The sequence below is a fragment of the Streptomyces sp. NPDC031474 genome (genome assembly GCF_055581185.1).
Genome location: NZ_JBVIJX010000015.1, coordinates 118026 through 139214 on the forward strand (window position 1 = coordinate 118026; position 21189 = coordinate 139214).

At 72.4% G+C, this 21189-nt stretch carries 20 protein-coding genes; 10 read left to right on the forward strand and 10 right to left on the reverse strand.

The window, feature by feature from the left end:
- Positions 1 to 16: 16 nt before the first annotated feature.
- The 4 genes from ACZ5SK_RS30590 to ACZ5SK_RS30605 form a co-directional block, all read right to left on the reverse strand.
- Entirely contained in the window at positions 17 to 3391 is a 3375-nt protein-coding gene (locus ACZ5SK_RS30590) for an SAV_2336 N-terminal domain-related protein (RefSeq protein WP_468576737.1), read from the reverse strand.
- A gap of 7 nt (positions 3392 to 3398) precedes the next feature.
- Entirely contained in the window at positions 3399 to 4421 is a 1023-nt protein-coding gene (locus tag ACZ5SK_RS30595; protein WP_334577323.1) for an AAA family ATPase, read from the reverse strand.
- A gap of 108 nt (positions 4422 to 4529) precedes the next feature.
- Positions 4530 to 6806, reverse strand: coding sequence for a VMAP-C domain-containing protein (locus tag ACZ5SK_RS30600; protein WP_457494779.1), 2277 nt, complete (start codon positions 6804 to 6806; stop codon positions 4530 to 4532).
- Positions 6803 to 7321 (reverse strand): CU044_2847 family protein, encoded by a 519-nt coding sequence (locus ACZ5SK_RS30605; RefSeq protein ID WP_468416124.1) that lies wholly within the window; start codon positions 7319 to 7321, stop codon positions 6803 to 6805. Before ACZ5SK_RS30605 ends, ACZ5SK_RS30600 begins: the two co-directional genes overlap by 4 nt.
- A gap of 146 nt (positions 7322 to 7467) precedes the next feature.
- Between ACZ5SK_RS30605 and ACZ5SK_RS30610 the strand changes: the two genes are divergently transcribed.
- The 3 genes from ACZ5SK_RS30610 to ACZ5SK_RS30620 all read left to right on the forward strand — a co-directional run bounded on the left by ACZ5SK_RS30610 (position 7468) and on the right by ACZ5SK_RS30620 (position 9844).
- Positions 7468 to 7650, forward strand: coding sequence for a DUF6104 family protein (locus tag ACZ5SK_RS30610; protein ID WP_019058231.1), 183 nt, complete (start codon positions 7468 to 7470; stop codon positions 7648 to 7650).
- 201 nt (positions 7651 to 7851) lie between these two features.
- Positions 7852 to 8748 (forward strand): DUF4097 family beta strand repeat-containing protein, encoded by an 897-nt coding sequence (locus tag ACZ5SK_RS30615; protein ID WP_468416125.1) that lies wholly within the window; start codon positions 7852 to 7854, stop codon positions 8746 to 8748.
- Between the two features lies 1 nt (position 8749).
- Positions 8750 to 9844 carry a helix-turn-helix transcriptional regulator gene (locus ACZ5SK_RS30620; RefSeq protein WP_334577327.1) on the forward strand — a complete coding sequence of 365 codons (1095 nt, stop codon included), beginning with the start codon at positions 8750 to 8752 and terminating at the stop codon, positions 9842 to 9844.
- A gap of 558 nt (positions 9845 to 10402) precedes the next feature.
- Here ACZ5SK_RS30620 and ACZ5SK_RS30625 read toward each other — a convergent pair.
- The 4 genes from ACZ5SK_RS30625 to ACZ5SK_RS30640 all read right to left on the reverse strand — a co-directional run bounded on the left by ACZ5SK_RS30625 (position 10403) and on the right by ACZ5SK_RS30640 (position 13731).
- Positions 10403 to 10996, reverse strand: a complete 594-nt coding sequence (locus ACZ5SK_RS30625) for a Clp protease N-terminal domain-containing protein (RefSeq protein WP_361701453.1) — start codon at positions 10994 to 10996, stop codon at positions 10403 to 10405.
- The gene (locus tag ACZ5SK_RS30630; protein WP_018571396.1) at positions 10996 to 11205 is read right to left on the reverse strand and encodes a helix-turn-helix domain-containing protein; all 210 of its coding nucleotides are present in this window, start codon (positions 11203 to 11205) and stop codon (positions 10996 to 10998) included. The genes ACZ5SK_RS30625 and ACZ5SK_RS30630 overlap by 1 nt, the downstream gene beginning before the upstream one ends.
- A gap of 147 nt (positions 11206 to 11352) precedes the next feature.
- Positions 11353 to 12318, reverse strand: a complete 966-nt coding sequence (locus ACZ5SK_RS30635) for a zinc-binding dehydrogenase (RefSeq protein ID WP_334577329.1) — start codon at positions 12316 to 12318, stop codon at positions 11353 to 11355.
- Positions 12319 to 12501: 183 nt separating this feature from the next.
- Positions 12502 to 13731 carry an NAD(P)-dependent malic enzyme gene (locus ACZ5SK_RS30640; protein ID WP_334577330.1) on the reverse strand — a complete coding sequence of 410 codons (1230 nt, stop codon included), beginning with the start codon at positions 13729 to 13731 and terminating at the stop codon, positions 12502 to 12504.
- A 597-nt stretch (positions 13732 to 14328) separates the two neighbouring features.
- Here ACZ5SK_RS30640 and ACZ5SK_RS30645 point away from each other — a divergent pair.
- From ACZ5SK_RS30645 to ACZ5SK_RS30655, 3 genes are read left to right on the forward strand one after another with little or no spacing between them, the layout of a single operon-like run.
- Positions 14329 to 15294 (forward strand): ABC transporter substrate-binding protein, encoded by a 966-nt coding sequence (locus ACZ5SK_RS30645; RefSeq protein ID WP_334577331.1) that lies wholly within the window; start codon positions 14329 to 14331, stop codon positions 15292 to 15294.
- A gap of 39 nt (positions 15295 to 15333) precedes the next feature.
- On the forward strand, positions 15334 to 16296 hold the full coding sequence (locus tag ACZ5SK_RS30650) for an amino acid ABC transporter permease (RefSeq protein ID WP_334577332.1): 963 nt from the start codon (positions 15334 to 15336) through the stop codon (positions 16294 to 16296).
- Entirely contained in the window at positions 16293 to 17054 is a 762-nt protein-coding gene (locus ACZ5SK_RS30655; RefSeq protein WP_334577333.1) for an amino acid ABC transporter ATP-binding protein, read from the forward strand. Before ACZ5SK_RS30650 ends, ACZ5SK_RS30655 begins: the two co-directional genes overlap by 4 nt.
- A gap of 99 nt (positions 17055 to 17153) precedes the next feature.
- Here the strand turns inward: ACZ5SK_RS30655 and ACZ5SK_RS30660 are convergent, their stop codons facing one another.
- Positions 17154 to 17924 (reverse strand): class I SAM-dependent methyltransferase, encoded by a 771-nt coding sequence (locus ACZ5SK_RS30660; RefSeq protein ID WP_457494780.1) that lies wholly within the window; start codon positions 17922 to 17924, stop codon positions 17154 to 17156.
- Between the two features lie 98 nt (positions 17925 to 18022).
- On the opposite strand from ACZ5SK_RS30660, the gene ACZ5SK_RS30665 reads away from it, so the two are divergent.
- On the forward strand, positions 18023 to 18652 hold the full coding sequence (locus tag ACZ5SK_RS30665) for a CGNR zinc finger domain-containing protein (RefSeq protein WP_334577335.1): 630 nt from the start codon (positions 18023 to 18025) through the stop codon (positions 18650 to 18652).
- Here the strand turns inward: ACZ5SK_RS30665 and sodX are convergent.
- On the reverse strand, positions 18556 to 18990 hold the full coding sequence (sodX, locus tag ACZ5SK_RS30670; protein WP_334581173.1) for a nickel-type superoxide dismutase maturation protease: 435 nt from the start codon (positions 18988 to 18990) through the stop codon (positions 18556 to 18558). The two genes, ACZ5SK_RS30665 and sodX, sit on opposite strands and share 97 nt — an antisense overlap.
- 145 nt (positions 18991 to 19135) lie before the next feature.
- Here sodX and sodN point away from each other — a divergent pair, with 145 nt between their 5' ends.
- The 3 genes from sodN (at position 19136) to ACZ5SK_RS30685 (ending at position 21161) form a co-directional block, all read left to right on the forward strand.
- On the forward strand, positions 19136 to 19531 hold the full coding sequence (gene sodN, locus ACZ5SK_RS30675; protein ID WP_327317777.1) for a superoxide dismutase, Ni: 396 nt from the start codon (positions 19136 to 19138) through the stop codon (positions 19529 to 19531).
- A gap of 155 nt (positions 19532 to 19686) precedes the next feature.
- Positions 19687 to 20637 carry a MerR family transcriptional regulator gene (locus ACZ5SK_RS30680; RefSeq protein WP_334577336.1) on the forward strand — a complete coding sequence of 317 codons (951 nt, stop codon included), beginning with the start codon at positions 19687 to 19689 and terminating at the stop codon, positions 20635 to 20637.
- A 140-nt stretch (positions 20638 to 20777) separates the two neighbouring features.
- Positions 20778 to 21161: a DoxX family protein gene (locus tag ACZ5SK_RS30685; RefSeq protein WP_334577337.1), complete on the forward strand. Its 384-nt coding sequence runs from the start codon at positions 20778 to 20780 to the stop codon at positions 21159 to 21161.
- Positions 21162 to 21189 lie beyond the last annotated feature (28 nt).

Sequence of the window (21189 nt, forward strand, 5' to 3'; positions counted from 1 at the left end):
CGCCCCGATGCCGCGTTCACCCCAGTTCGGCCAGCCGCTGCGCCGTCTGCTCCGCCGTCGGCTCGCCCGTGCCCAGGTGGTCGTCGGGCAGCCGCGACCACTCCGCGCGGGCGGCGCGATAGGCCTCCCGGGCGGCGCGTGGGCGTGCGGCCGCCTCATAGGACATACCCCGCCAGTGGTGTGCCTGCGCACCCGTCTGGACGGCTTCCTGCCGGCGGTGCTCGGTCTCGGCCGTGCCCTCCGCCTCCCGGGCCGCCTCCGCCGCGTCCCGGAACGCGTCGACGGCGAGGTCGAGGCGGGCCGGGCGGCGCAGGCTGCGGTAGGCCTCGAACTGGACCTGGCCGAGGTCGAGGCGACAGCGGGCGGCCAGCAGCGGATCGTCCGCCTCCGCCGCCGCGAGCCCCAACAGGTGCTCGGCCTCGCGCAGGTCGACGCGGTCCCCGCGGGCCCGGTAGCGCAGCATCAGCGCGCGGCCGAGCAGCAGCAGGCGGTGGGCGACCTGGCGGCTGCCCGCCGGGGTCTCCATCCGACAGTCCCGCAGGACGCGGATCGCCGGGGACAGCATGCTCTGGGCGCGCGCGTACGGGAGTCCGGCCAGCCGCAGCAGCACCTCGCCCCACTCGGCGAGGACGTCGGCGTGCGCGGGCGCGTCGCGGGACATGCGCTGGGAGGCCAGCGCGAAGCGCTCCGCGGCCGTCTCCAGGTCCGCCGGTTCGCCCGACTCGGCGTAGCGGGCCACGGCGATCCGGCCGGCCCGCACCAGCAACGCCGCCCGCTGGCCCTGTTCACGCACCAGGGCGAGGGCCTCGTCGACCCGGTCCTGGGCGTCGTCCAGCGGGCCGCCCGCCTGGAGCAGCGCGTCGACCAGGTCGAGGAGGATGCGTACCCGCGCGCGGGCCGACTCGGCGGTGTACGGCTCTACGGCGGTGTCCAGGGCGTTGCGCAGCGACTGGGCGCCCTGCTCGGCGTAGAGGCGGGCCTGGACGGGGTCGACGGTGGCGCCGGAGAGGCGCAGCAGGATACGGCCGTGCTCCAGGGGGAGTTCGGGCGGGCGCAGCCGCCGGTCGGGCCAGACGTCGGCGAAGGCCTCCAGCATGCCGACGGCGCCCTGGAGCAGGGCGCTGTCCCCGCCGAGCCGCCACTGCGCCTCCAGGGCGCGGACCCGCTGCAGGGTGAGTTTCAGCGCCTCGTTCTCGTCGAGGTCGGGGGCCGCGCAGGCGACGGCGTACTCGCGGTCGGCGCGACGCAGCAGGTCGAGGGCTGCGGTCCGGTCGCCGCGTCGCCTGCGGTCGGTCGCGGCGGCGTGCAGCACCCGGGCCAGGACCGCCCGTTCGTGCAGCCGGCGCGGGTGGGCGGCCGCCCGTTCCGCGGCCGCCTCGGCCTCCTGGAGCAGGTCGTCGCCGCCCTGCACCTCCCACAGGCGCAGCGTGCAGTGCGCGTACTCGGCCCACAGTTCGGGGTCCGCGCCGACCGGCCGCTCGTGTTCGGTGGCGCCGCGCAGCAACTGCACGGCGTCGATGACGTCCTGGATCATGCCCTCGCTGTCGAAGCGCTCGATCAGCCCACGGGCCCGGCGGACCGCCTGGTGCGTCGGCCGGTCCGCGGCCTGTCCGGGTCCCGTCTGCCCGTCGTACGTCGCGAACTGCTCGGGCAGTGGCATGAACCGGCGCAGGACGCGGGCCGCGACCTCGGCGAACGGCTGTGGCACGGAGGCGTCGTCGCCGTGGCCGCCGTTGTCTCCGTTGTCCGCGGGGCGGGCGGTGGGCGCGTACGGGCGGCCCGCGCCGGCGTCGCCGAGCTGGGCCAGGGCGAGGGCCGGGAAGTTGGGGCCGCCCTTGCCGAAGCGCTGCTCGATGTACTCCGAGCAGTGCTTGAGCACCAGCATGGCCTCGTCGCGGCCGAGCCGGGACAGCAGGGCGTCACGGACGTCCGGCTCGATGTGGTACCACTGGGCGCCGTCGCGCGAGTACTCCTCCGAGGCGCGGGTGACGAGCCCGCCGACCAGCACCTCGGCGAGTTCGGAGGGTCCCGAGTCGGGCAGCATGGTGCGCTGCACGAGCTGCATCACGGGCAGGCACAGGGGTGCGGCGGCCAGGTAGACGGCGAGGCGGCCGGCGGCCGAGGAGGCACTGGAGCTGAACCGGCTGACCCGCTCGAACGGCGTGCGACGCCGGTCCGCGCGGGCGGGCGGGGCAGGCGGCTGGTCCGCGCGCACCCAGCCCACGGCGCCCGGCACGGGCCCGGCGCCGGCCCCGGACAGCAGCCTGGCCCAGGCGCCCAGGGCCACCGGCTCGGGCGGCAGCACCGGCACGGGCAGCGCTCCCCGCCGGGCCTCCGGGGGGACGCCGGCCGGGGTCCGCACCCGCAGGGCGGCGGCACCGCCGAGCGTCTCGCCGCGGCTCAACTCACCGAATACCACGGGGAGTCGGGTGCGGTGCCACAGGCGCTGCGGCAGCGGCTGGAGCACGGCGACGGGGCCCTGCCGGGAGAGGTGGTGCAGCAGCCGGTGCGCGTGGCCGCTGTGCCACAGAGGGCCCGCGCAGTCGCTGACGACCAGGACGATGCGGCGGCCGGTGGGATCGCTGAGCCGGTCCGTGGAGTGCAGCGGCGCCGCGTAGGCGTCGGCGCTGCGGCTGACGGCCGGCTCGCCGTCGGGGCCCTGGTGCAGGTAGCTGACCTGGATGTCGGAGAAGGCTCCCAACTGGCCGAAGACCTGCTGCAGTTCGACGAAGAGCCGGTCCCACACGCGCATCGACGACGAGGCGTCCAGGACCAGTTGCAGCCGGGCGTCGGCCCGGGTGACGGCGCGGTGGACGGGCAGGATCAGGCCGCCCGCCTGCGCGCTGCGCTCGGCCGTCGCCGTCTCGTCCAGCTCCGTGCGCAGCGGCGGCGCGGGGCTCCGGTAGCGCTGCAACCGCCGTAATGCGCGCTGGAGTTCGAGCGGGGAGGGCAGTGCGGGGGCGGCGGGTACGCCGACCGGCAGCGCGGCGGCCCGGCCCGTGCCACGGGCGCGCGGCACGCCGTCCTGCGGCACCGGGTACAGGCTCACCCGGCCGTCGGCCCCCACGTCCTGCGCGGGCCGCTCCGGACGCTCGGGACGGTCCTCGTGCGTCCGTCCGTCCCGATCCCGGCCGTGTCCGCCGTCGGGTCGGGGTGTGGGCCGCCCGCCGGTTCCGGGCGGGTCCTCCTGGTCGGGGGTCTGAACGGGCCGGGTCCAGCGCGCCAGCCACAGCGCGTCGCACAGCTGCCGCACGTCGGGATCGAGCCCGATCTCACGCAGCCGCGTGACGAGTTCGGCGAGCGGATCACCGCCGTGCGCCGTGGGGGCGGGGGCGTCGGGACGGTTCCCGTCGGGCGGGACGGGGCCGTGGCGGGCCGCAGCGTCGGGCATCAGGCCCTCACCTCGGGCGGTCGAGTCGCTGGATGAGCTGGTCGGCCAGGCGGTCACGGCTGGGCGGCGCGGCCGCGTCGGTGAGGTATATCGCGTTCAACAGCTGGTCCGCCGCGAGGAGTTCACTGCGTGAGCGCTCCAGGAACCGGGTGATCAGATCGTCCCCTGCGCGGGCCGCCTCGTCACCGAGATGCGCACGGACGAAGGTGGCGAGCCGGTTGTGGTCGGGGCGCCCCAGCTCCAGGTGGATGCAGCGGCGCATCAGCGGGGCCGGGAAGTCCCGCTCGCCGTTGCTGGTGAGCACCACGAACGGGAAGGCACGGCAGCGTACCCGGCCGTCGCGCACCCGGACCTTCACCCCGTCGGCGGTCAGCACCTCCGCCTCGCCGTCCGGCAGCCGGTCGGCGATGCGTTCCAGCTCGGGGATCGCGAACTCGCCCTCCTCCAGGACGTTCAGCAGGTCGTTGGGCAGATCTATGTCGCTCTTGTCCAGTTCGTCGATGAGCAGCACGCGCGGGGTGTCGGAGGGCAGCAGCGCGGTGCCGAGCGGGCCCAGCCGGATGTAGCTGCCGATGCTCTCGACCGCGCCCGGCGTACCCGCCGCCGAACCGAACCCGCCCTGTGCGGCGATCTGTACGTCCTGCAGTCTGGCGATCGCGTCGTAGTGGTAGAGCCCGTCCTGGAGCGCGGAGCGGCTGACGATGGACCAGCGCAGCACGTTGCCCAGGCCGAGTTCGTACGCCACCGAGTGCGCGAGCGTGCTCTTGCCCGCGCCGGGGCTGCCCGTGACGAGCAGGGGGCGGCGCAGATAGAGCGCCGCGTTGATCATCTCCAGCTCCTCGGCGCCCGGCCGGTGCAGTTCCGCCAGGTGCCGGTGCGCGCCGAGCCTGCGGTCCTCGGAGCCGTCGCCGGAGCCGGCCGCGTCGCGGCTGGTGAAGTCCCGCCAGGGGGGCGGGTCGGGCAGCCGCTCCAGGCCGTCGTGGGGTTCGCCGGCGCCTCGGTAGATGAGCCACTCACTGGATTCGGTCATGATCCGGTCCTCGTCACTCGTCCACCGCCGCGGCCGTCCGAACGTGCATCACGTTATCCATCCTGAGGGTGACTGGTAAGGGGCCGACCGGCCCGCGGGCGGGTGTGCTCAAGGGGCCTCCAGCAGGTCGCCGGTTCCCGGGAGCGGCTGGTGGGGGTCGTCGTACAGCAGGGCGACGCCGTCCGCCCAGAAGGACTCCGTGCGGCCCGCGCGCAGCCGCATCCGCAGCTCGTGCACGACCTCGGGGAGGTGCTGCACGCTGGGCGGTTCGGCGATCTCGTCGATCGTGCCGCGGTGGAACTCCCCGCAGACCGCGTCGGGCCGGCCGTGCCGCCTGCGCCACAGGGCCACGCCGTACCCGCCGAGCACGATCCGGGCGAGCGCCTCCGCGTCGTCCTCGTACCGGAGGTCGCCGTACCGGCAGAGCACCGGGACGGTGCCGTGCGCCAGGGCGCGCAACTGCTCCACGGTCGGCACGGGTTTGCGCAACCCCTCGTCGCAGTCCAGGACTTCGGCCTTCGCCCGGTGCGCGTGCAGCCAGCGCCAGCGGGCCCGGCGCTCCTCGTCGACGTCGTCCTCGTCGTCACCCTCCTCGGGTTCGGCGTCGCCTTCGGCGTGACCCTCGCCGTCGCCTTCGTTCTCGCCGTACGCCTCCTCGGGCAGCCGGTCGCGGTCGGCGCAGCGCACGACGACCGGCCGCTGGGCGCCCAACGGCTCCTCGTCGGGGGGCAGTTGCCAGGTGTCCACCTCCAGGCCGAGCAGCGCGTGCGGCAGCGCCACCTGCAGGAGCGCGGGCCTGCCGGGCTCGTCGCAGTGCCGGAACGCCTCCGCGAGCGGGCCGGCGAGGTGCGCGGGCAGGTCGGCCAGCGGCGTGCGCTCGGCCTCGTGCAGCCGGACCACGGCGCCGCCGGGCACGGACACCGAGACCGACCAGTCGCAGCGGTCCGGCTCCCAGCCGCGCCGCACCAGTTCGAGCAGGGCGGAGGGCCGGCCCATGCTGCCGACGGCACGGGCACGCGCGTGTGCGTCGGCCCGCCGGTGATGCCCCCGCCGGCCGCCGGAACCGCCCGGCTCACCGGAGATCGTGTCGGGGGCGTCGTGCCCCGGCCGGCCGGCCGCTCCGCGCTCGGCCTCGTCCCGGCGGCGCAGCCGCTCGATCCGCTGCTCGGCGAGGCCCGACCGGTAGCGGGCGCTGAGCCGCTGCGCGGCCTGCCACACCCACACCCACAGCGCCTTCTCCGCGTCCGGGGTGCTGGGCACGACGAACGGGCGGGGAGCGGACATGGCCCGCATCGCGTAGTCGAGCACGAGCTCCAGCGCGCCGTCGTCACTCGCGCTCTCGTACAGCGCCCCGAGGCCGTCGCGCCAGCCGCGCGGCGCGGGCAGCGGGGTGGGGGCCTGGAAGTCGGGGAGGGAGTCGAGGATGTCCAGCAGGCCGCGGGTGCTCTGCGGCGGCGGGAGTTCGGCGAGCCGGCCCAGCAACTGGATCCGCTCGTCCGGGCTGAGGGTGCGGCCGGGCCGCGCGCCGAGCCGGCCCTGCACGTCGGTCCACGTCTGGCGCCGGGAGGCCGGGTGGCGCTGACGGTCGCGGTGGTAGCGGTCGTGCGCGTGGAAGACCGCCTGGTACAGGTCGCTGTGCTCGGCCGGCACGGCCTCCGCCGTAACCCGCAGGGTGCGCAACTGCTCGATCCCGGTGGACGTGCCCCCGGGCCGGTGGTCCGAGCGGGCCTTCAGGACGCCGATCACCTCGCCGCGCACGGGGTCGATCACCGGGCCGCCCGAGACGCCGTACGGCAGGTCGTTGTCGCCGAGCCGCATCTGCACGTCCGACGACCAGCCGCCGATGGTGCCCTGCACGGTGAGCGTCCCGTCGAGGACCTGTAAGCGGCCCTCGTTCTCGGTCCAGCCGGCGTACAGCACCCGGCCCTCGCCGTAGTAGGCGGCCGGGCGCTCGGAGACATACACGCACTCGTGGTCGTCGACGGGCTCGGTCAGCTGGACCAGGGCGAGGTCCGGGGCCGGCCAGTTGCCGGCCGGCAGGGTCCGCCCGGCCCGCCCGTCCCGCCCGGTGTGGTCGGTCCGCTCGGCACGGTCGGGGAGCGTCGCCACCACCCGGCCGGGCGCGGTCGACGTGCCCCTGCCGGGTGCCGTCTCATACACCACCGCGACCTCGCCCCCCTCCCCGCCGCAGGCCACATGTGCGCAGGTCAGAACCCAGTTCGGGGCGATGAAGAAGCCGCTCCCGAGGAACGTGCCGGGCTCCTCCAGGGCATACCCGACCACCGGGCGATGAATGCGCACGGTCGCCGCCACGACGAGTCCACGCAGTGCACGGCGGGCCGCATCGAACGCGTTCGATGCGCCCGGGGCGTGCCCGCCGGTCATGCCCCGCCCCCGCCGACGGTGCCGTCGCCGCCCCCGTGCATCGGCGCGCCGGGGGACGCGCCCGCGCGCGGGGCCCCACCCGTGCCCGACGATGAGCCGTCACGCGCGCGTGGATCCGCGACCGAGGACCGAGGATCGTCGTCCGGTGGCGGCGCGTCGAGGTCCGGCGGTCCGCTGTTCCAGGTGAGGGTGACCGTGATGCCGGCCTTGGCCTCGCCGTCGGCGAGCAGGCCCACGACCTTCCCCGCCTTGGCGGTCAGCTCGATGCCGAACTCGACGCTCACCTCGTCGGGCCGCACCGCGCGCAGCGGTTCCGCCAGCGACCGTGCGACCCCCGTGACGAGCGCGTGCAGGCTCTCCACGCTCGCCTCCACCCGCTCGGCGAACCCGGTGTCGCTGTACGACAGCCGACCGGGCGGAGCGGACAGCTCCCCGGCCCCCGAGATCCTCGCCCACACGGGCGTCCCGTCCGGCAGCGCGATGCGCGCTACCCGCGTCACTTCCTCACCCGTCATGCCACTCCCCCGCCGCTCACGACACTCCCCCGTTTTTCCCGGTCCCCCAGCGCCTATCCTTTTTCTGTCCCCTCCCTCGCAGGAACAAGGGTCCTTCCCCCGTGGGGGGATGCCTATCCCTACGACCGACCCACGGAGCACGATCCATGTACTTCACCGATCGCGGAATCGAGGAACTCGAGAAGCGGCGCGGCGAGGAGGAGGTCACCTTCGAGTGGCTCGCCGAGCAGCTGCGGACGTTCGTCGACCTGAATCCGGACTTCGAGGTGCCGGTGGAGCGCCTGGCGACATGGCTGGCCCGGCTGGACGACGACGAGGACGACGAATAGGGCGGCGGACCGGGCCGCGACGGCCGTCCGGCTCCTCGTCGGCTCCACCGGTTTCCGCACAAGGGGCGTCCTGCGGGGCGCCCCTTCGGCATGCCCGGTCACCGGATCGAGTGTCTTGACTTTCCCCGTCCGCGATATATCGTGTTTTACGTGAGACGCGATATGGCGCGTCGTGTCGTTGTCGTGGAGGAGGTCCGCACCATGTCCGAATGGTCCGTCGCCGAGCCGAGGAAGCTTTCCTTCGACGAGCCCGTGAGCGAACTACACGTACGCATCGTCGACGGCACCGTGAACGTGGTGGGCACCGAGGAGGGCCCCGCCCGCCTGGAGGTCTCCCGGATCGAGGGACCGCCCCTGGTGGTGAGCCATCGCGAGGGCACTTTGACGGTGGCGTACGAGGACCTGCCCTGGAAGGGCTTCCTCAAGTGGCTCGACCGCAAGGGCTGGCGGCGCCGCGCCGTCGTCTCGCTCGCCGTGCCGGCCGGCACCCGCGTGGAGGTGGGTGTGGTGAGCGCGAGGGCGGTGGTCTCCGGCATCGACGGCCCCGCCGAGGTGAAGGGGGTCAACGGGGACACGACTCTGGTGGGACTCGCCGGCCCGGTCCGCGCGGACACCGTCTCGGGCAGCGTGGAGGCCCAGGCCCTCACCGGTGACCTGCGCTTCAACTCCGTCTCGGGCGACCTGACCGTGGTCGAGGCGGGCTCCTCCGTGAAGGCCGACTCGGTGAGCGGGTCGATGATCGTCGACCTCGACCCGACGAGCCGGCCCACTCACATCGACCTGACCAGCGTCTCCGGCGAGATCGCCATCCGGCTGCCCCACCCGGCGGACGCACAGGTGGAGGCGAACACCGCGAGCGGCTCGGTCTCCAACGCCTTCGAGGACCTCCGGGTCAGCGGCCAGTGGGGCGCCAAGCGCATCACCGGCCGCCTGGGCGCCGGCAACGGCAAGCTCAGGGCGACGACGGTCTCCGGCTCGATCGCCCTGCTCCGGAGGCCTCCGGCGGACGACGAGGGGGACAATGCGTTTTCCGGCCCGGGCGGCGAGAGCTCCTCCGGCGGCCCGGCCGACAGCACGACCGAAAAGAAGGTGCTCTGACATGCCTCCCGTCTTCGCCCACGGCCGTCTCCGTCTGTATCTGCTGAAGCTCCTGGACGAAGCGCCGCGCCACGGTTACGAGGTGATCCGCCTCCTCGAAGAGCGCTTCCAGGGGCTCTACGCGCCGTCGGCAGGCACGGTGTACCCCCGCCTGGCCAAGCTGGAGGCCGAGGGCCTGGTCACCCACACCACCGAGGGCGGACGCAAGGTGTACGCCATCACCGACGCGGGCCGGGCCGAGCTGGCGGACCGCAGCGGCGAGCTGGCCGACCTGGAGCTGGAGATCCGCGAGTCCGTCGCCGAACTGGCCGCGGAGATCCGGGCCGACGTGCGCGGCGCGGCCGGCGATCTGCGGCGCGAGATGCGGGCGGCGGCCTCGGAGGCCCGCCAGGGCACTCGTCCGGGCGCAGCGGCGCACGGCAAGCACACCCAGCCCGGCGGGCCCGGGGGGTACGGGGACTTCGGGGAGTACGGCGACAAGGAGGCGTGGCACGCCGCCAAGGAGGAGATGCGTCGCGTCAAGCAGGAGTGGAAGGAGCAGGCGCGCCGGGCCAAGGACGAGAGCCGCCGCGCCCGCGAGGAGGCCCAGCGGGCCCGCCGCCAGGCCAAGGAGGCGCAGGAGCAGGCCCGGTCCCAGGCCCAGGAAGAGGTGCAGCGCATCGCGCGCCGGGTCCAGGAACAGGTCCAGGACCACTTCGCACGGGGCGACTGGCCGACGGGCGTCCGCGAGGGCCTGACCGAACTGGCCAAGGAGTTCGGCGAGTTCGGCAAGGACTTCGCCTTCGGCCGCACGGGCACGACGACGAACACGGCGAAGACAGCGAACACGGCGACCGCAGGCCCGGCGACCGAGCAGCCGGAGTACTCGCACACTCCGGAGGACTTCCCCGCCGACTACGAACCGGCCTGGGCCCATGAGGACTCCAGCGGCGACCCGGCCCGCGATCTGGACCGCCTCCTCGACCGCTTCCGGGACGACATCCGCGACGCGGCCCGCGACCAGGGCGTCACCGGCGAGCAGCTCCGCGAAGCCCGCCGCCATCTGTCGACGGCGGCAGCCCACATCGGAGCGCTACTCCGAGCCCCAAACCACTGACCCCCCAGCCCCACCCTCAGCTCCCCAACCCCCCTCAGGCCCAGCTTCCCAGCCCCCTCAGGCCCAGCTCCCCAACAGCCCACCGACCACCGCCCCCTCAGCCCTCCACCCCTCCAGACCCCGGGCCTCGGACCTCCAGGCCCCCAGGCCTCCGTGCCTCCGTGCCTCCGGACCTCCGGGCCCCGCACTTCCCGGCCTCCTGGCCTCCTGGCCCCCTGGCCTCCTGGCCCCCTGGCCTCCTGGCCCCGGGGACCGGGGCCCGCGGCGCGAGACCCGGGGCGCGGGGACCGGAGGCACGGGGACCGGAAGCGCGGGGCGCGGGGCCCAGGGGCGCGGAGCCCGGCGGGGCCAGGGCCCGGCGGGGCCAGGGCCCGGCGCTCAATCGGTCTTGGGGGGGCTGCGGCGGGTCGGGGACCGGGGTGCGAGGACCGGGGACCGAGGGCCGGGAACCAGGGGCCAGAGGGCCGGGAACCAGGGGCGCGGAGCCCAAGGCCCGGGAGCCAGAGGCCCGGGAGCCAGAGGCCCGGGAGCCAGGCCCGGGGCCAGAGGCCCGGGGGCTCAGTCGGTCTTGGGGGCGGGCTGGGGTGGGTGGGGGCGGGGGGTGCGGTCCAGTACTCGTGTGACGGAGCTGTAGGTGACGCCGTGGTCGGCGAGGATCTCCGACGGGGCGCCGCGGCGGGCGGTCAGGGCGAGCAGGAGGTGCTCGTCGCCGATGGACCGTTCGCGGCGGCCCACGGCGATGCGCAGCGTGTCGGTGAGCAGGTCCTTGGCCCCGCGGTCGAAGGGCCGTCGATTCAGGAAGCGTCCGCCGGGAACTGCGCCGCCGTCGGCGGCCAGTGCCCCCTCCCCGTGCGTCTCCTCGACCCGCGAGACGATCTCCGTGACGTCGATGCCCAGCCCCGAGAGGGCGTCCGCGTCGGCGCGGGAGAGACCGCCCCGGCGGCGGACCTCGCCCAGATCCCGTACGACGCCCTCGCGTCGGCCCGGCGGCAGCCCGAGCGAGGCCAGCGCGAACGAGCCTCGGCTGCCCTCACGGTCGAGCAGCGCGAGCAGCACATGCCCCTCTTCGACCCGCTCCGCCCCCGCCCGCTCGGCATGCGTCACCGCCGCCTGCACCACGGCCCGGGCGTCCTTCGTGAACCGCTCGAACATCACTGCCTCCCGTATTTCTTGTGCACGGCCTGTCTGCTGACCCCGAGTTCCGCGGCGATCTCCTGCCAGGACCAGCCCTGATTGCGCGCACTGCGCACCTGCACCGCCTCCAGCTGCTCCAGCAGTCGGCGCAGTGCGGCGACGGCACGCAGGCCGACCCGTGGATCGCGGTCGCCGGCCCGCTCGGCGAGATCCGTTGCTTCGGTCATGATGTCAACTTACGTTGACGCGAGAGCTCCGTCAACCACAGTTGACAAGAACGGCATGCAAAAGGCGGGCCCGGATCCCCGGGCCCGCCTTGAAGCAGACAAGAGAAGCAGACAGAGACGCAGGCGGAGAGGCCTGCGGAGAAGCCGTCAGCCGTGGGTGAGCACGATCTTTCCGAAGTGGTCGCCGGACGCGAGCCGTTCGAAGCCCTCGCGAGCCCGGTCGAGCGGCAGCACCTCGTCGATGACGGGGCGGACACCGGTGGCGGCGCAGAAGGCGAGCAGATCCTCCAGCTCGTCCTTGGTGCCCATGGTGGAGCCGACGATCTTCAGCTCCAGGAAGAAGATCCGGGTGAGCTCGGCGTGCGAGGGCCGGTCACCGCTGGTGGCGCCGGAGATGACGAGCGTGCCGCCGGGCCGCAGCGACTTCACCGAGTGGGACCAGGTGGCCGCGCCGACGGTCTCGATGACGGCGTCCACCCGCTGCGGCAGCCGCGCACCGGGCTCCACCGCCTCGACGGCGCCGAGTTCCAGCGCCCGCTTCCGCTTGGCCTCGTCCCTGCTGGTGGCGAAGACCCGCAGCCCGGCGGCCCTGCCGAGGACGATCGCCGCGGTGGCGACACCGCCGCCGGCGCCCTGGACGAGCACGGAGTCACCGGGGCGCACCCCCGCGTTGGTGAACAGCATCCGGTACGCCGTCAGCCAGGCCGTGGGCAGACAGGCGGCCTCCTCGAAGGAGAGCTCCTTGGGCTTGGGCAGGATGTTCCAGGTCGGCACGGCGACCTGCTCGGCGAAGGTGCCCTGGTAGCGCTCGGTGAGGATGGACCGGGGTTCCTTGGGCCCTACCCCGTGCCCGGTCTGCCCGATCACGGAGTGCAGGACGACCTCGTTGCCGTCCTCGTCGATCCCGGCGGCGTCACAGCCGAGGATCATCGGCAGCCGGTCCTCCGGGAGGCCGACGCCTCGAAGCGACCAGAGATCGTGATGGTTGAGGGAGGCGGCCCGGACCTGGACGGTGCTCCAGCCCGGCCGGACCTCGGGAGCCGGGAGCTCCCCCAACTCCAGTCCGGAAAGCGGCTGATCGCGGTCGATGCGGGCGGCGTAGGCGGCGAACATGAAGCCGACGATAGGCCGCGGGCGGGGCCGGCGAAACCGGGCGCCGCTGTGAGACATGCCCTCTTGCGAAGTCGGCCGGTCCGGGCGGTCTCGCTCGCGGGCCGGTCTCGGCAGCTCACCCGAAGGGGCAGGTGGAGGGCGCAAGTGGCCCCGCCCGGACGGACGGGGCCATGCACAACCACGTCAGCGGCGAGCGACGCCCTCGGCACGAGCAGCGGCGGCAACCGCCGCAGTCACCGCGGGGGCGACCCGCTCGTCGAACGGCGACGGAATCACGTAGTCCGCCGCGAGATCGTCCCCGACGACCCCGGCCAGCGCCTCCGCCGCCGCGAGCTTCATGCCCTCGGTGATCCGCGACGCCCGCACCTGCAGCGCCCCGGCGAAGATCCCCGGGAACGCCAGCACGTTGTTGATCTGGTTGGGGAAGTCCGACCGCCCGGTGGCGACGACCGCCGCGTACTTGTGGGCGACGTCCGGATGCACCTCGGGGTTCGGGTTGGCCATCGCGAAGACGAACGCACCCTCCGCCATCGAGGCCACCGCCGTCTCCGGGACCGTACCGCCGGAGACGCCGATGAAGACGTCGGCGCCGGCCAGCGCGTCCTCCAGCGACCCGCTCAGCCCGGCCTTGTTGGTGAAGGAGGCCAGCTCGCGCTTGACGTCGGTGAGGTCCTCCCGGTCCGCCGAGACGAGGCCCTTGCGGTCGGCGACCGCGACGTCCCCGATGCCGGCCTCGACCAGCATCCTGGCGATGGCGACACCGGCCGCGCCGGCCCCCGAGATGACGGCCCGCAGCTCGCCGATGCCCCGCCCGCTCAGCCGTGCGGCGTTGCGCAGCGCGGCCAGCGTCACGATCGCCGTGCCGTGCTGGTCGTCGTGGAAGACCGGGATGTCGAGCGCGTCCTGGAGCCGGCGCTCGATCTCGAAGCACCGCGGCGCCGAGATGTCCTCCAGGTTCACTCCGCCGAACGAGGGAGCGAGCCGCACCACGGTCTCGATGATCTCGTCCACGCCCGTGCAGGCGAGCGCGATCGGAACCGCGTCCACCCCGCCGAACTGCTTGAAGAGGATGGCCTTGCCCTCCATGACCGGAAGGGACGCCTCCGGGCCGATGTCCCCGAGCCCCAGGACGGCCGTGCCGTCGGTCACGACGGCGACGACGGACGACTTCCAGGTGTAGTCGTTCACCAGCTCCGGCTGCTCCGCGATCGCGGTGCACACGCGCGCGACGCCGGGCGTGTAGGCGAGGGACAGGTCGTCCTTGTCACGGACCGGGACGGTGGCCTGCACGGCCATCTTCCCGCCACGGTGCAGCGCGAACACCGGGTCGAACGAGTCGAGGGGCTCCGCACCACCCTCCTGGCCATCTCGGTCGGCGCTCTCGCTGCGAGGATTGACGATCTCCGCTGCCACTGTGTCTTACCCCTTAGATGTTCATGGTGTTTGAGGGTGGCCACTCCTGATTGAGAAGTGGGCGGGCATCGCACAGGGCCCACGAGGTGATGCGTACGGGCGCCTGCGCGTCGGGCGCGCCGCACACGCGCCCTGAGCCCCGGATGAGGGGTGTAAAAAACCTTCTTACCGGACGGAGACCACGGCCGACGAGTCCATTCCGTGCAAGGTCACATCCCTCGCTCTGTTGACCTTCGACAGTGCTCACCACTAGTGACATGGTGAGCGACGCGGCGAGCGGCAGGCGAGTGACATGACGCATGCCACAGGGACACATCCAAACGATCACATGATGTGATGAACCGAAGATCTTTCGGCCGGAACGGGAGATTCCCGCAGATGGTCCGGCTCCGTCCGGTCGTGATGTACCGGAGTGATGCGGTTCGGGGGTCGCCCGTTATCCGATTTTGACATGGGTGGCCCCCTGATTGCCGCCGTCCGAATGGCAGGATGCGGTAATCACACGAGGTCGCGACACCCGAAGGTGTGTGTTCTCGTCGACCCATCGGCTTTTGTCGACCCATCGGCATCTCCATCCATCCGCCGGAGGAACCCACCATGACCGCAAGCTCCACCCGTCGCACGACCGCCGCGCGCACCCGCCTGGCAGCGGTCGGATCCCTCGCGGTCGCGGGCGCCTTGCTGCTCACCGCCTGCGGCGACCAGACCGACAGCGGCGGCAGCAGCAACACCTCGGAGTCGAGCAGCAGCAGCGCGGCCCCCCTCTTCTCGAAGCTCCCGGCCGACATCCAGAAGGCGGGCGTCATCAAGGTCGGCACCAACGCCGAGTACGCCCCGATGGAGTCCGTCGAGGCCGGCAAGATCGTGGGCGTCGACCCCGACATCGCCGAGGCGCTGAGCAAGCAGCTGGGCGTCAAGTTCACGTTCACCTCGGGCGCCTTCGACGGCCTGATCACGGCCGTCAACACCGGCCGCTACAACATCGCCATGTCGTCGATCACGGACAACAAGCAGCGCCAGGAAGGCCTGGACGACAAGGGCAAGAAGCTGGGCGAGGGCGTCGACTTCGTCGACTACTTCACCGCCGGCACCGCCATCTACGTCAAGAAGGGGAACCCGAAGGGCATCAAGTCCATCGAGGACCTCTGCGGCCAGACGGTGGCCGTGCAGCGGGGCACCACGTACGAGGAGGCCCTGCAGGCGCAGTCCAAGACCTGCACGACCGGCGGCAAGGCGGCCCTCAAGATCGAGTCGTTCGACAACGACACCGAGGCCCAGACCCGCGTGAAGTCCGGCGGCGCCGTGGCCGGCGTCAACGACTACCCGGTCGCGGTCGACCTGGCCCGCAAGGCCGACGGCGGCAACAGCTTCGAGGTCGTCGGCGAGCAGTACGAGGCCGCTCCGTTCGGCATCGTCGTCGACAAGAAGAACACCCAGCTGCGCGACGCCCTCAAGGAGGCCGTCGACGCGATCATCAAGGACGGCTCGTACCAGAAGGTGCTGGAGAAGTGGGGCGCCCAGAGCGGCGCGATCAAGGCTGCCGCGGTCAACGGCGGCAAGTGATCCACCCGCACCTCTTGAAGCCTTTGAAGGGCAGTCCCCATGACTGACAAGCTCCAGAAGTCCTCCGAGGGCGCACCACCGGAGGACACCCCGCCGGTCTCGGAGGAGTCGGCGTTCTCCGGCCCTCCGGAGGCCATCAAGGCGATCCCGGTGCGCCACTACGGCCGCTGGGTCAGCGCCGTGATCGTCGTCGCGCTTCTCGCGCTGCTCGTCAACGCGTTCGCGAACGGCGACATCCAGTGGCACGCGGTGTCCGACAGCCTGTTCGACTCGACGGTCATCGCGGGCGCCGGCCGCACCCTGCTGATCAGCATCCTGGCCATGCTGCTCGGCGTGGTCCTGGGCGTCCTCCTCGCCGTGATGCGCCTGTCGAAGAACCCGGTGACCAGCACCATCGCGTGGCTGTACATCTGGTTCTTCCGCGGCACGCCGGTGTACGTGCAGCTGCTGATGTGGTTCAACCTGGCGCTGATCTTCCCCGTGCTGAATCTCGGTCCGATCTACAAGGACGAGATGGTGGACGTCATGACGCCGTTCATGGCCGCCCTGCTGGGCCTCGGTCTGAACGAGGCCGCCTACATGGCCGAGATCTGCCGGGCCGGCCTGCTGGCCGTCGACGAAGGTCAGACGGAGGCCGCGCACGCGCTCGGCATGAGCCACGCCAAGACGCTGCGCCGGATCGTCATCCCGCAGGCGATGCGGGTGATCGTGCCGCCGACCGGCAACGAGTTCATCAACATGCTGAAGACCTCGTCGCTGGTGTACGTCGTCACGTACAACGAGCTGTTGCGCTCGACCTCGGTGATCGGCTCGTCGTCGTACGCCGTCATGGAGCTGCTCTTCGTCGCCTCGATCTGGTACCTGGTCATGACCAGCATCTTCAGCGTCTTCCAGTACTACCTGGAGCGCTACTACGCCCGCGGTTCCAGCCGCAGCCTCCCGCCCACGATCTTCCAGAAGATCAGGGCGAACCTGTTCGGATCCTCGAGGAGGACGGCATGACCGCGATGGTGAAGGCGGAGGGCGTCCACAAGTCCTTCGGCCTGGTCGAGGTCCTCAAGGGCATCGACCTGGAGGTCAAGAACGGCGAGGTGTTCTGCCTCATCGGCCCGTCCGGCTCCGGCAAGAGCACGTTCCTCAGGTGCATCAACCACCTTGAGAAGATCAACGCCGGCCGTCTGTACGTGGACGGGGACCTGGTGGGCTACCGCCAGAAGGGCGACAAGCTGTACGAGCTCAAGGACAGCGAGGTCGCGCTGAAGCGCCGGGACATCGGCATGGTGTTCCAGCGGTTCAACCTGTTCCCGCACATGACGGCCGCGGAGAACGTCATCGAGGCCCCGGTCCAGGTCAAGGGCGTCAGCAAGGCCCAGGCCAGGGAGCGGGCGCGGGAGCTGTTGGACCGCGTCGGCCTCGCCGACAAGGCCGGGAGCTACCCCTCGCAGCTCTCCGGCGGCCAGCAGCAGCGCGTCGCCATCGCCCGGGCGCTGGCCATGGACCCGAAGCTGATGCTGTTCGACGAGCCGACCTCGGCCCTCGACCCGGAGCTGGTCGGCGACGTCCTCGACGTCATGCGCGACCTCGCCGAGTCCGGTATGACGATGGTCGTCGTCACCCACGAGATGGGCTTCGCCCGCGAGGTCGGCGACAGCCTGGTCTTCATGGACGGCGGCGTGGTCGTCGAGTCCGGCAACCCGCGCGAGGTCCTGACCAACCCGCAGCACGAGCGGACGCAGGCGTTCCTGTCCAAGGTGCTTTAGCGCACACGACGGCGAAAAGGGCGGTACGGGACTCCCGTACCGCCCCTTTCAGCGCCGGGGGGCCCGGTGGGGGCCCCGGGGCGGCAGCCCGCAGGTCGGTCACTTCAGCGCGAGCAACAGTGTGTCCGAAGGGGACGCCCACACCGGGCGGGCCTCCCCGAAGCCCTGCGCGAGCAGCACGCGCGCGTGCCATGCCGCCGAGGGCATGTCCCCCTCCGCGTGTTCGCCGTAGATCTCGAAGCGGCGGGCGGTCGGCGCGGCGAGGACCGGGTCCTGGGCGGCGAGCTGCCACCATTCCGCCCAGTCCGGGCCCCCGCCCGCTTTGGCCTGATCCATACGGGCGTGACGCTGGGCGCGCTCCGCCGCGTTGATCCGGGGCGTCGTGTCGTCGATCATGTGGTCCGCGTTCATGAAGACACCGCCGTCGCGGACGAGTTCCGCGACCTGACCGTAGAGGGCCGCGAGGGGTTCGCTGTGCAGCCAGTGCAGGGCCGTGGCGGTCAGGACGGCGTCGTAGGAGTCGCAGGGCAGGCGGGCCGGCCAGTCCGGGTCCTTGAGGTCGGCCGTCACGAAGGTGACGCGGTCGTCTTCCGCGAAGGTGCCCTCGGCGATGGTGAGGAGCGCCGGGTCGAGGTCGACGCCGGTGCTGGTGGCCCCGGGGAGGCGGGCGAGCAGCCGGGCGGTGATGGTGCCGGTGCCGCAGGCGAGGTCGAGGACGCGCGGGGCGGGTCCGACGAGCGCCTCCACCATGTCGATCATGATCCGGAAGCGTTCCTCGCGGTCGGGCATGTACCACTCCTGCTGGCGGTCCCAGCTCCGCTGCCAGGCCGCCCAGTCGGTGCCGGTCGTGGTCGTCCGCGCGTCCGTCATCGCAACCCTCCGCCGTATGTCACGTAATACCCTGGAAGCACGAACGGCCGTTACTCCGCCCGCACCCCGACCATAGAGCGCCACCGTAAGGACTACAAGTGGAACTGGCCTATTACTCGGACTATGCCGTGCGCCTCGTCAACAGCGAGGAGCCGGCCCGGGGCAAGGACGCCCTGACCTCGGTCGAGGCCGTCCGCGCCCTCTTCGGCGGCAACCAGTCGGCGGCCCGCCGGGCCACCGACGCCGACGTCACCCGGTTCCGCTCGGTCCGGGGCCGGCTGCGCGCGGTCTTCGAGGCGGCCGACGGCGGCGACGAGACCCTCGCGGTGGACCTGCTGAACTCCCTCCTCCTGGAGTTCCCGGTGAGCCCCCAGATCTCCGGCCACGACTTCCGTGACGACGACGGCAGGCCGCTGTGGCACATGCACCTGGCCGACCACCCGTCGAACGCGACGGCGGGCTACGCGGCCATCGCGGCGATGGGCCTGGCGTTCCACCTCACGGAGTACGGCGTCGACCGTCTGGGCCTGTGCGAAGCGGCCCCGTGCCGCAACGCCTACCTCGACACCTCCACCAACCGCTCCCGGCGCTACTGCTCCGACCGCTGCGCGACCCGCGCCAACGTGGCCGCCTACCGCGCCCGCAAGCGCCTGGAGGCGGACCGGACGGCCGTCACGGGCCTCGCCGCCGACAGCGCCCAGCGCACCACCGCCAGCGGCGAGCGCTGATCCCGCTTCAGCGGGCGGTAGCGCAGCCGCACCTTGCCGAGGATCAGTTCGTCGGGCACGGTCCCGTAGTCGGTGCTGTCCCCTCCGGCGAACGCGTTGTCCCCGAGCACCCACCACCCCCCGTCCCGCCGCTCGACGGCCCGCTTGACCACCAGCAGGTCCTGCTGGAAGGGATGCCGCAGCACGACGACGTCACCGGCGCGCACCCTGGCCCCGTACTGCACCACCAGTTGGTCCCCGTGGTAGAGCGTGGGCACCATGGACGGCCCGGTCACCTCGGCCACCCCGAAGGACGCGACCGCCCTCCCCTGCTCGGTCTCCTGCGACAGCTCCGGCATCGCCGGCACCTCCCCGGTCCGTTCCTCCACCAGTCTCAGTCTGACCCCCGACTTTTGTCCTAAGCCCATGGGGGCACCCGCCAAAAGCCGTCTCGCAGGGAGTAATGTCCCACCTGAGAAGACGATCACGAGGAAGGAATGCTCCATGCTTTCCCGCCTGTTTGCCCCCAAGGTCAAGGTCAGCGCACACTGCGACCTGCCCTGCGGTGTGTACGACCCGGCCCAGGCCCGCATCGAGGCGGAGTCGGTGAAGGCCGTCCAGGAAAAGATGGCCGCCAACGACGACCCGCACTTCCAGGCGCGCGCCACCGTCATCAAGGAGCAGCGTGCCGAGCTCGCGAAGCACCACGTCTCCGTGCTGTGGAGCGACTACTTCAAGCCCCCGCACTTCGAGAAGTACCCCCAGCTCCACGAGCTCGTCAACGACACCCTGAAGGCCCTGTCGGCCGCCAAGGCGTCGACGGACCCGAAGACGGGCGAGAAGGCCCTGGAGCTCATCGCCGAGATCGACAAGATCTTCTGGGAGACCAAGAAGGCCTGAGGCACACTCCTCTGCTCCGATCCGCGGCCGGTGCACCACCGCGGACCGGGAAAGCCTCGAAAGGGGCCGGTCGCGTTTTTGCGGACCGGCCCCTTTCGGCGTTCGGTGGCAGCGGCGCTTGAGTCTCCCCCCGGGGGAGAGCCGAGGATGAGGGCATGGACGGCGACGACGGCGGCACTCTCTGCTCGATCGGTGAATTGGCGCGGCGCGCCGGGCTGACGGTCAAGACCGTCCGGTTCTACTCCGATCGCGGCATCGTGACGCCGGCCGAGCGCACGCCCGCCGGCTACCGCCGCTACGGACCGGACGCCGTCACCCGGCTGGCGCTGGTGCGGACGCTGCGTGAGCTGGGGCTCGGTCTCGACGTGATACGGCAGGTCGTCGACCGGGAGCTGACGCTCGGCGACGTCGCCGCGCAGCACGCCGCCGCGCTGGACGTGCAGATCGGCGTCCTGCGGCTGCAGCGGGCGGTGCTGGCGGCCGTGGCCAGGCGCGGACACACCCCCGAGGAGATGGCACACATGCACCGACTGGCCCGGCTCACCGAAGACGAACGTCGGCGGTTGACCGACGACTTCCTCACCGGCGTCTTCACGGATCTCGACGGCGGTGACGTCTACGCCGGGGCCCGACGCTCCCTGACGCCCGAGCTCCCCGACGACCCGACCGACGAACAGGTCGAGGCGTGGGTGGAGTTGGCCGAATTGATCCTCGACCCGGGCTTTCGCGCGAGTCTTCGGCGCGCGGTCGAGGACCACGCGGGCCACCGGTCCGACCGTGGCTGCGGGGTCCCGCGCCCGGACGTCGTCGCGCTCGCCCGCGACCACGCGACGGCGGCGGTCGCGTCCGGGACGGCCCCGGAGTCGCCCCGGGCCGACCAGGTCGTCGCGGCGCTCACCGCGGACTGCGCGCGCGTCCTCGGCCGACCCGACGACGGGGACCTGCGCCGACTGCTGCGGCAGCGTCTGGCGGACGCCAACGATCCGCGCCGGGACCGGTACGTCCAGCTGCTCGCCCTGATCAACGGCTGGCCGCCCCCGCAACCGCTGGCACCGGCGCTCGACTGGTCGGTCACGGCGCTGAGCCTGCGCACATCACGGGCATGATCGCCAATCAGCGGACCGACGGCCGGACCGTCGCCGTACTGCTGAGCCCGCCCGTCCCGTGTCGGGTGGGCGGGGATGTCACAGGCGGGGTGGCTGTCTCGTCGTAGGGGATGCAGGCAACCCCGATCAAGGAGTGGACGATGAACCTCGCGCTGTGGATCGCTGCCGGACTGCTGGCCGCGGTGGCCCTGGCCGGTGGCATCACCAAGACCTTCGTGCCCAAGGAGAAGCTGGCCGCGGCCCACGGCGGCGGGTGGACCGGCGACGTGGGCGTCGGCTTCGTCAAAGGCCTCGGCGTCCTCGAACTCCTGGCCGCGGCGGGCCTGGTCCTGCCCGCCGCGCTCGGCGTCGCACCGTTTCTGGTACCGGTGACCGCCGTCTGCTGGGTTCTGCTGATGATCGGTGCGATGATCACCCACGGTCGGCTCGGCGAAGCCGGCCTGGTGGTGCTGAACCTGGTGTATCTCGCGGCCGCGGCATTCGTCGCATGGGGTCGCTTCGGCCCCGAGTCCTTCGTCGGCTGAGCGCGGGCGGCACACCAGTCCCCGGACG

Coding starts and splice junctions, on each gene's coding strand:
- ACZ5SK_RS30660 (WP_457494780.1), bottom strand. CDS start 17,924: ATGACGGACGCGCGGACGACCACGACCGGCACCGACTGGGCGGCCTGG.
- ACZ5SK_RS30630 (WP_018571396.1), bottom strand. CDS start 11,205: ATGACCGAAGCAACGGATCTCGCCGAGCGGGCCGGCGACCGCGATCCA.
- ACZ5SK_RS30625 (WP_361701453.1), bottom strand. CDS start 10,996: ATGTTCGAGCGGTTCACGAAGGACGCCCGGGCCGTGGTGCAGGCGGCG.
- sodX (WP_334581173.1), bottom strand. CDS start 18,990: ATGCCGGAGCTGTCGCAGGAGACCGAGCAGGGGAGGGCGGTCGCGTCC.
- ACZ5SK_RS30685 (WP_334577337.1), top strand. CDS start 20,778: ATGAACCTCGCGCTGTGGATCGCTGCCGGACTGCTGGCCGCGGTGGCC.
- ACZ5SK_RS30615 (WP_468416125.1), top strand. CDS start 7,852: ATGTCCGAATGGTCCGTCGCCGAGCCGAGGAAGCTTTCCTTCGACGAG.
- ACZ5SK_RS30655 (WP_334577333.1), top strand. CDS start 16,293: ATGACCGCGATGGTGAAGGCGGAGGGCGTCCACAAGTCCTTCGGCCTG.
- ACZ5SK_RS30650 (WP_334577332.1), top strand. CDS start 15,334: ATGACTGACAAGCTCCAGAAGTCCTCCGAGGGCGCACCACCGGAGGAC.
- ACZ5SK_RS30680 (WP_334577336.1), top strand. CDS start 19,687: ATGGACGGCGACGACGGCGGCACTCTCTGCTCGATCGGTGAATTGGCG.
- sodN (WP_327317777.1), top strand. CDS start 19,136: ATGCTTTCCCGCCTGTTTGCCCCCAAGGTCAAGGTCAGCGCACACTGC.
- ACZ5SK_RS30595 (WP_334577323.1), bottom strand. CDS start 4,421: ATGACCGAATCCAGTGAGTGGCTCATCTACCGAGGCGCCGGCGAACCC.
- ACZ5SK_RS30600 (WP_457494779.1), bottom strand. CDS start 6,806: ATGACCGGCGGGCACGCCCCGGGCGCATCGAACGCGTTCGATGCGGCC.
- ACZ5SK_RS30590 (WP_468576737.1), bottom strand. CDS start 3,391: ATGCCCGACGCTGCGGCCCGCCACGGCCCCGTCCCGCCCGACGGGAAC.
- ACZ5SK_RS30620 (WP_334577327.1), top strand. CDS start 8,750: ATGCCTCCCGTCTTCGCCCACGGCCGTCTCCGTCTGTATCTGCTGAAG.
- ACZ5SK_RS30645 (WP_334577331.1), top strand. CDS start 14,329: ATGACCGCAAGCTCCACCCGTCGCACGACCGCCGCGCGCACCCGCCTG.
- ACZ5SK_RS30610 (WP_019058231.1), top strand. CDS start 7,468: ATGTACTTCACCGATCGCGGAATCGAGGAACTCGAGAAGCGGCGCGGC.
- ACZ5SK_RS30635 (WP_334577329.1), bottom strand. CDS start 12,318: ATGTTCGCCGCCTACGCCGCCCGCATCGACCGCGATCAGCCGCTTTCC.
- ACZ5SK_RS30605 (WP_468416124.1), bottom strand. CDS start 7,321: ATGACGGGTGAGGAAGTGACGCGGGTAGCGCGCATCGCGCTGCCGGAC.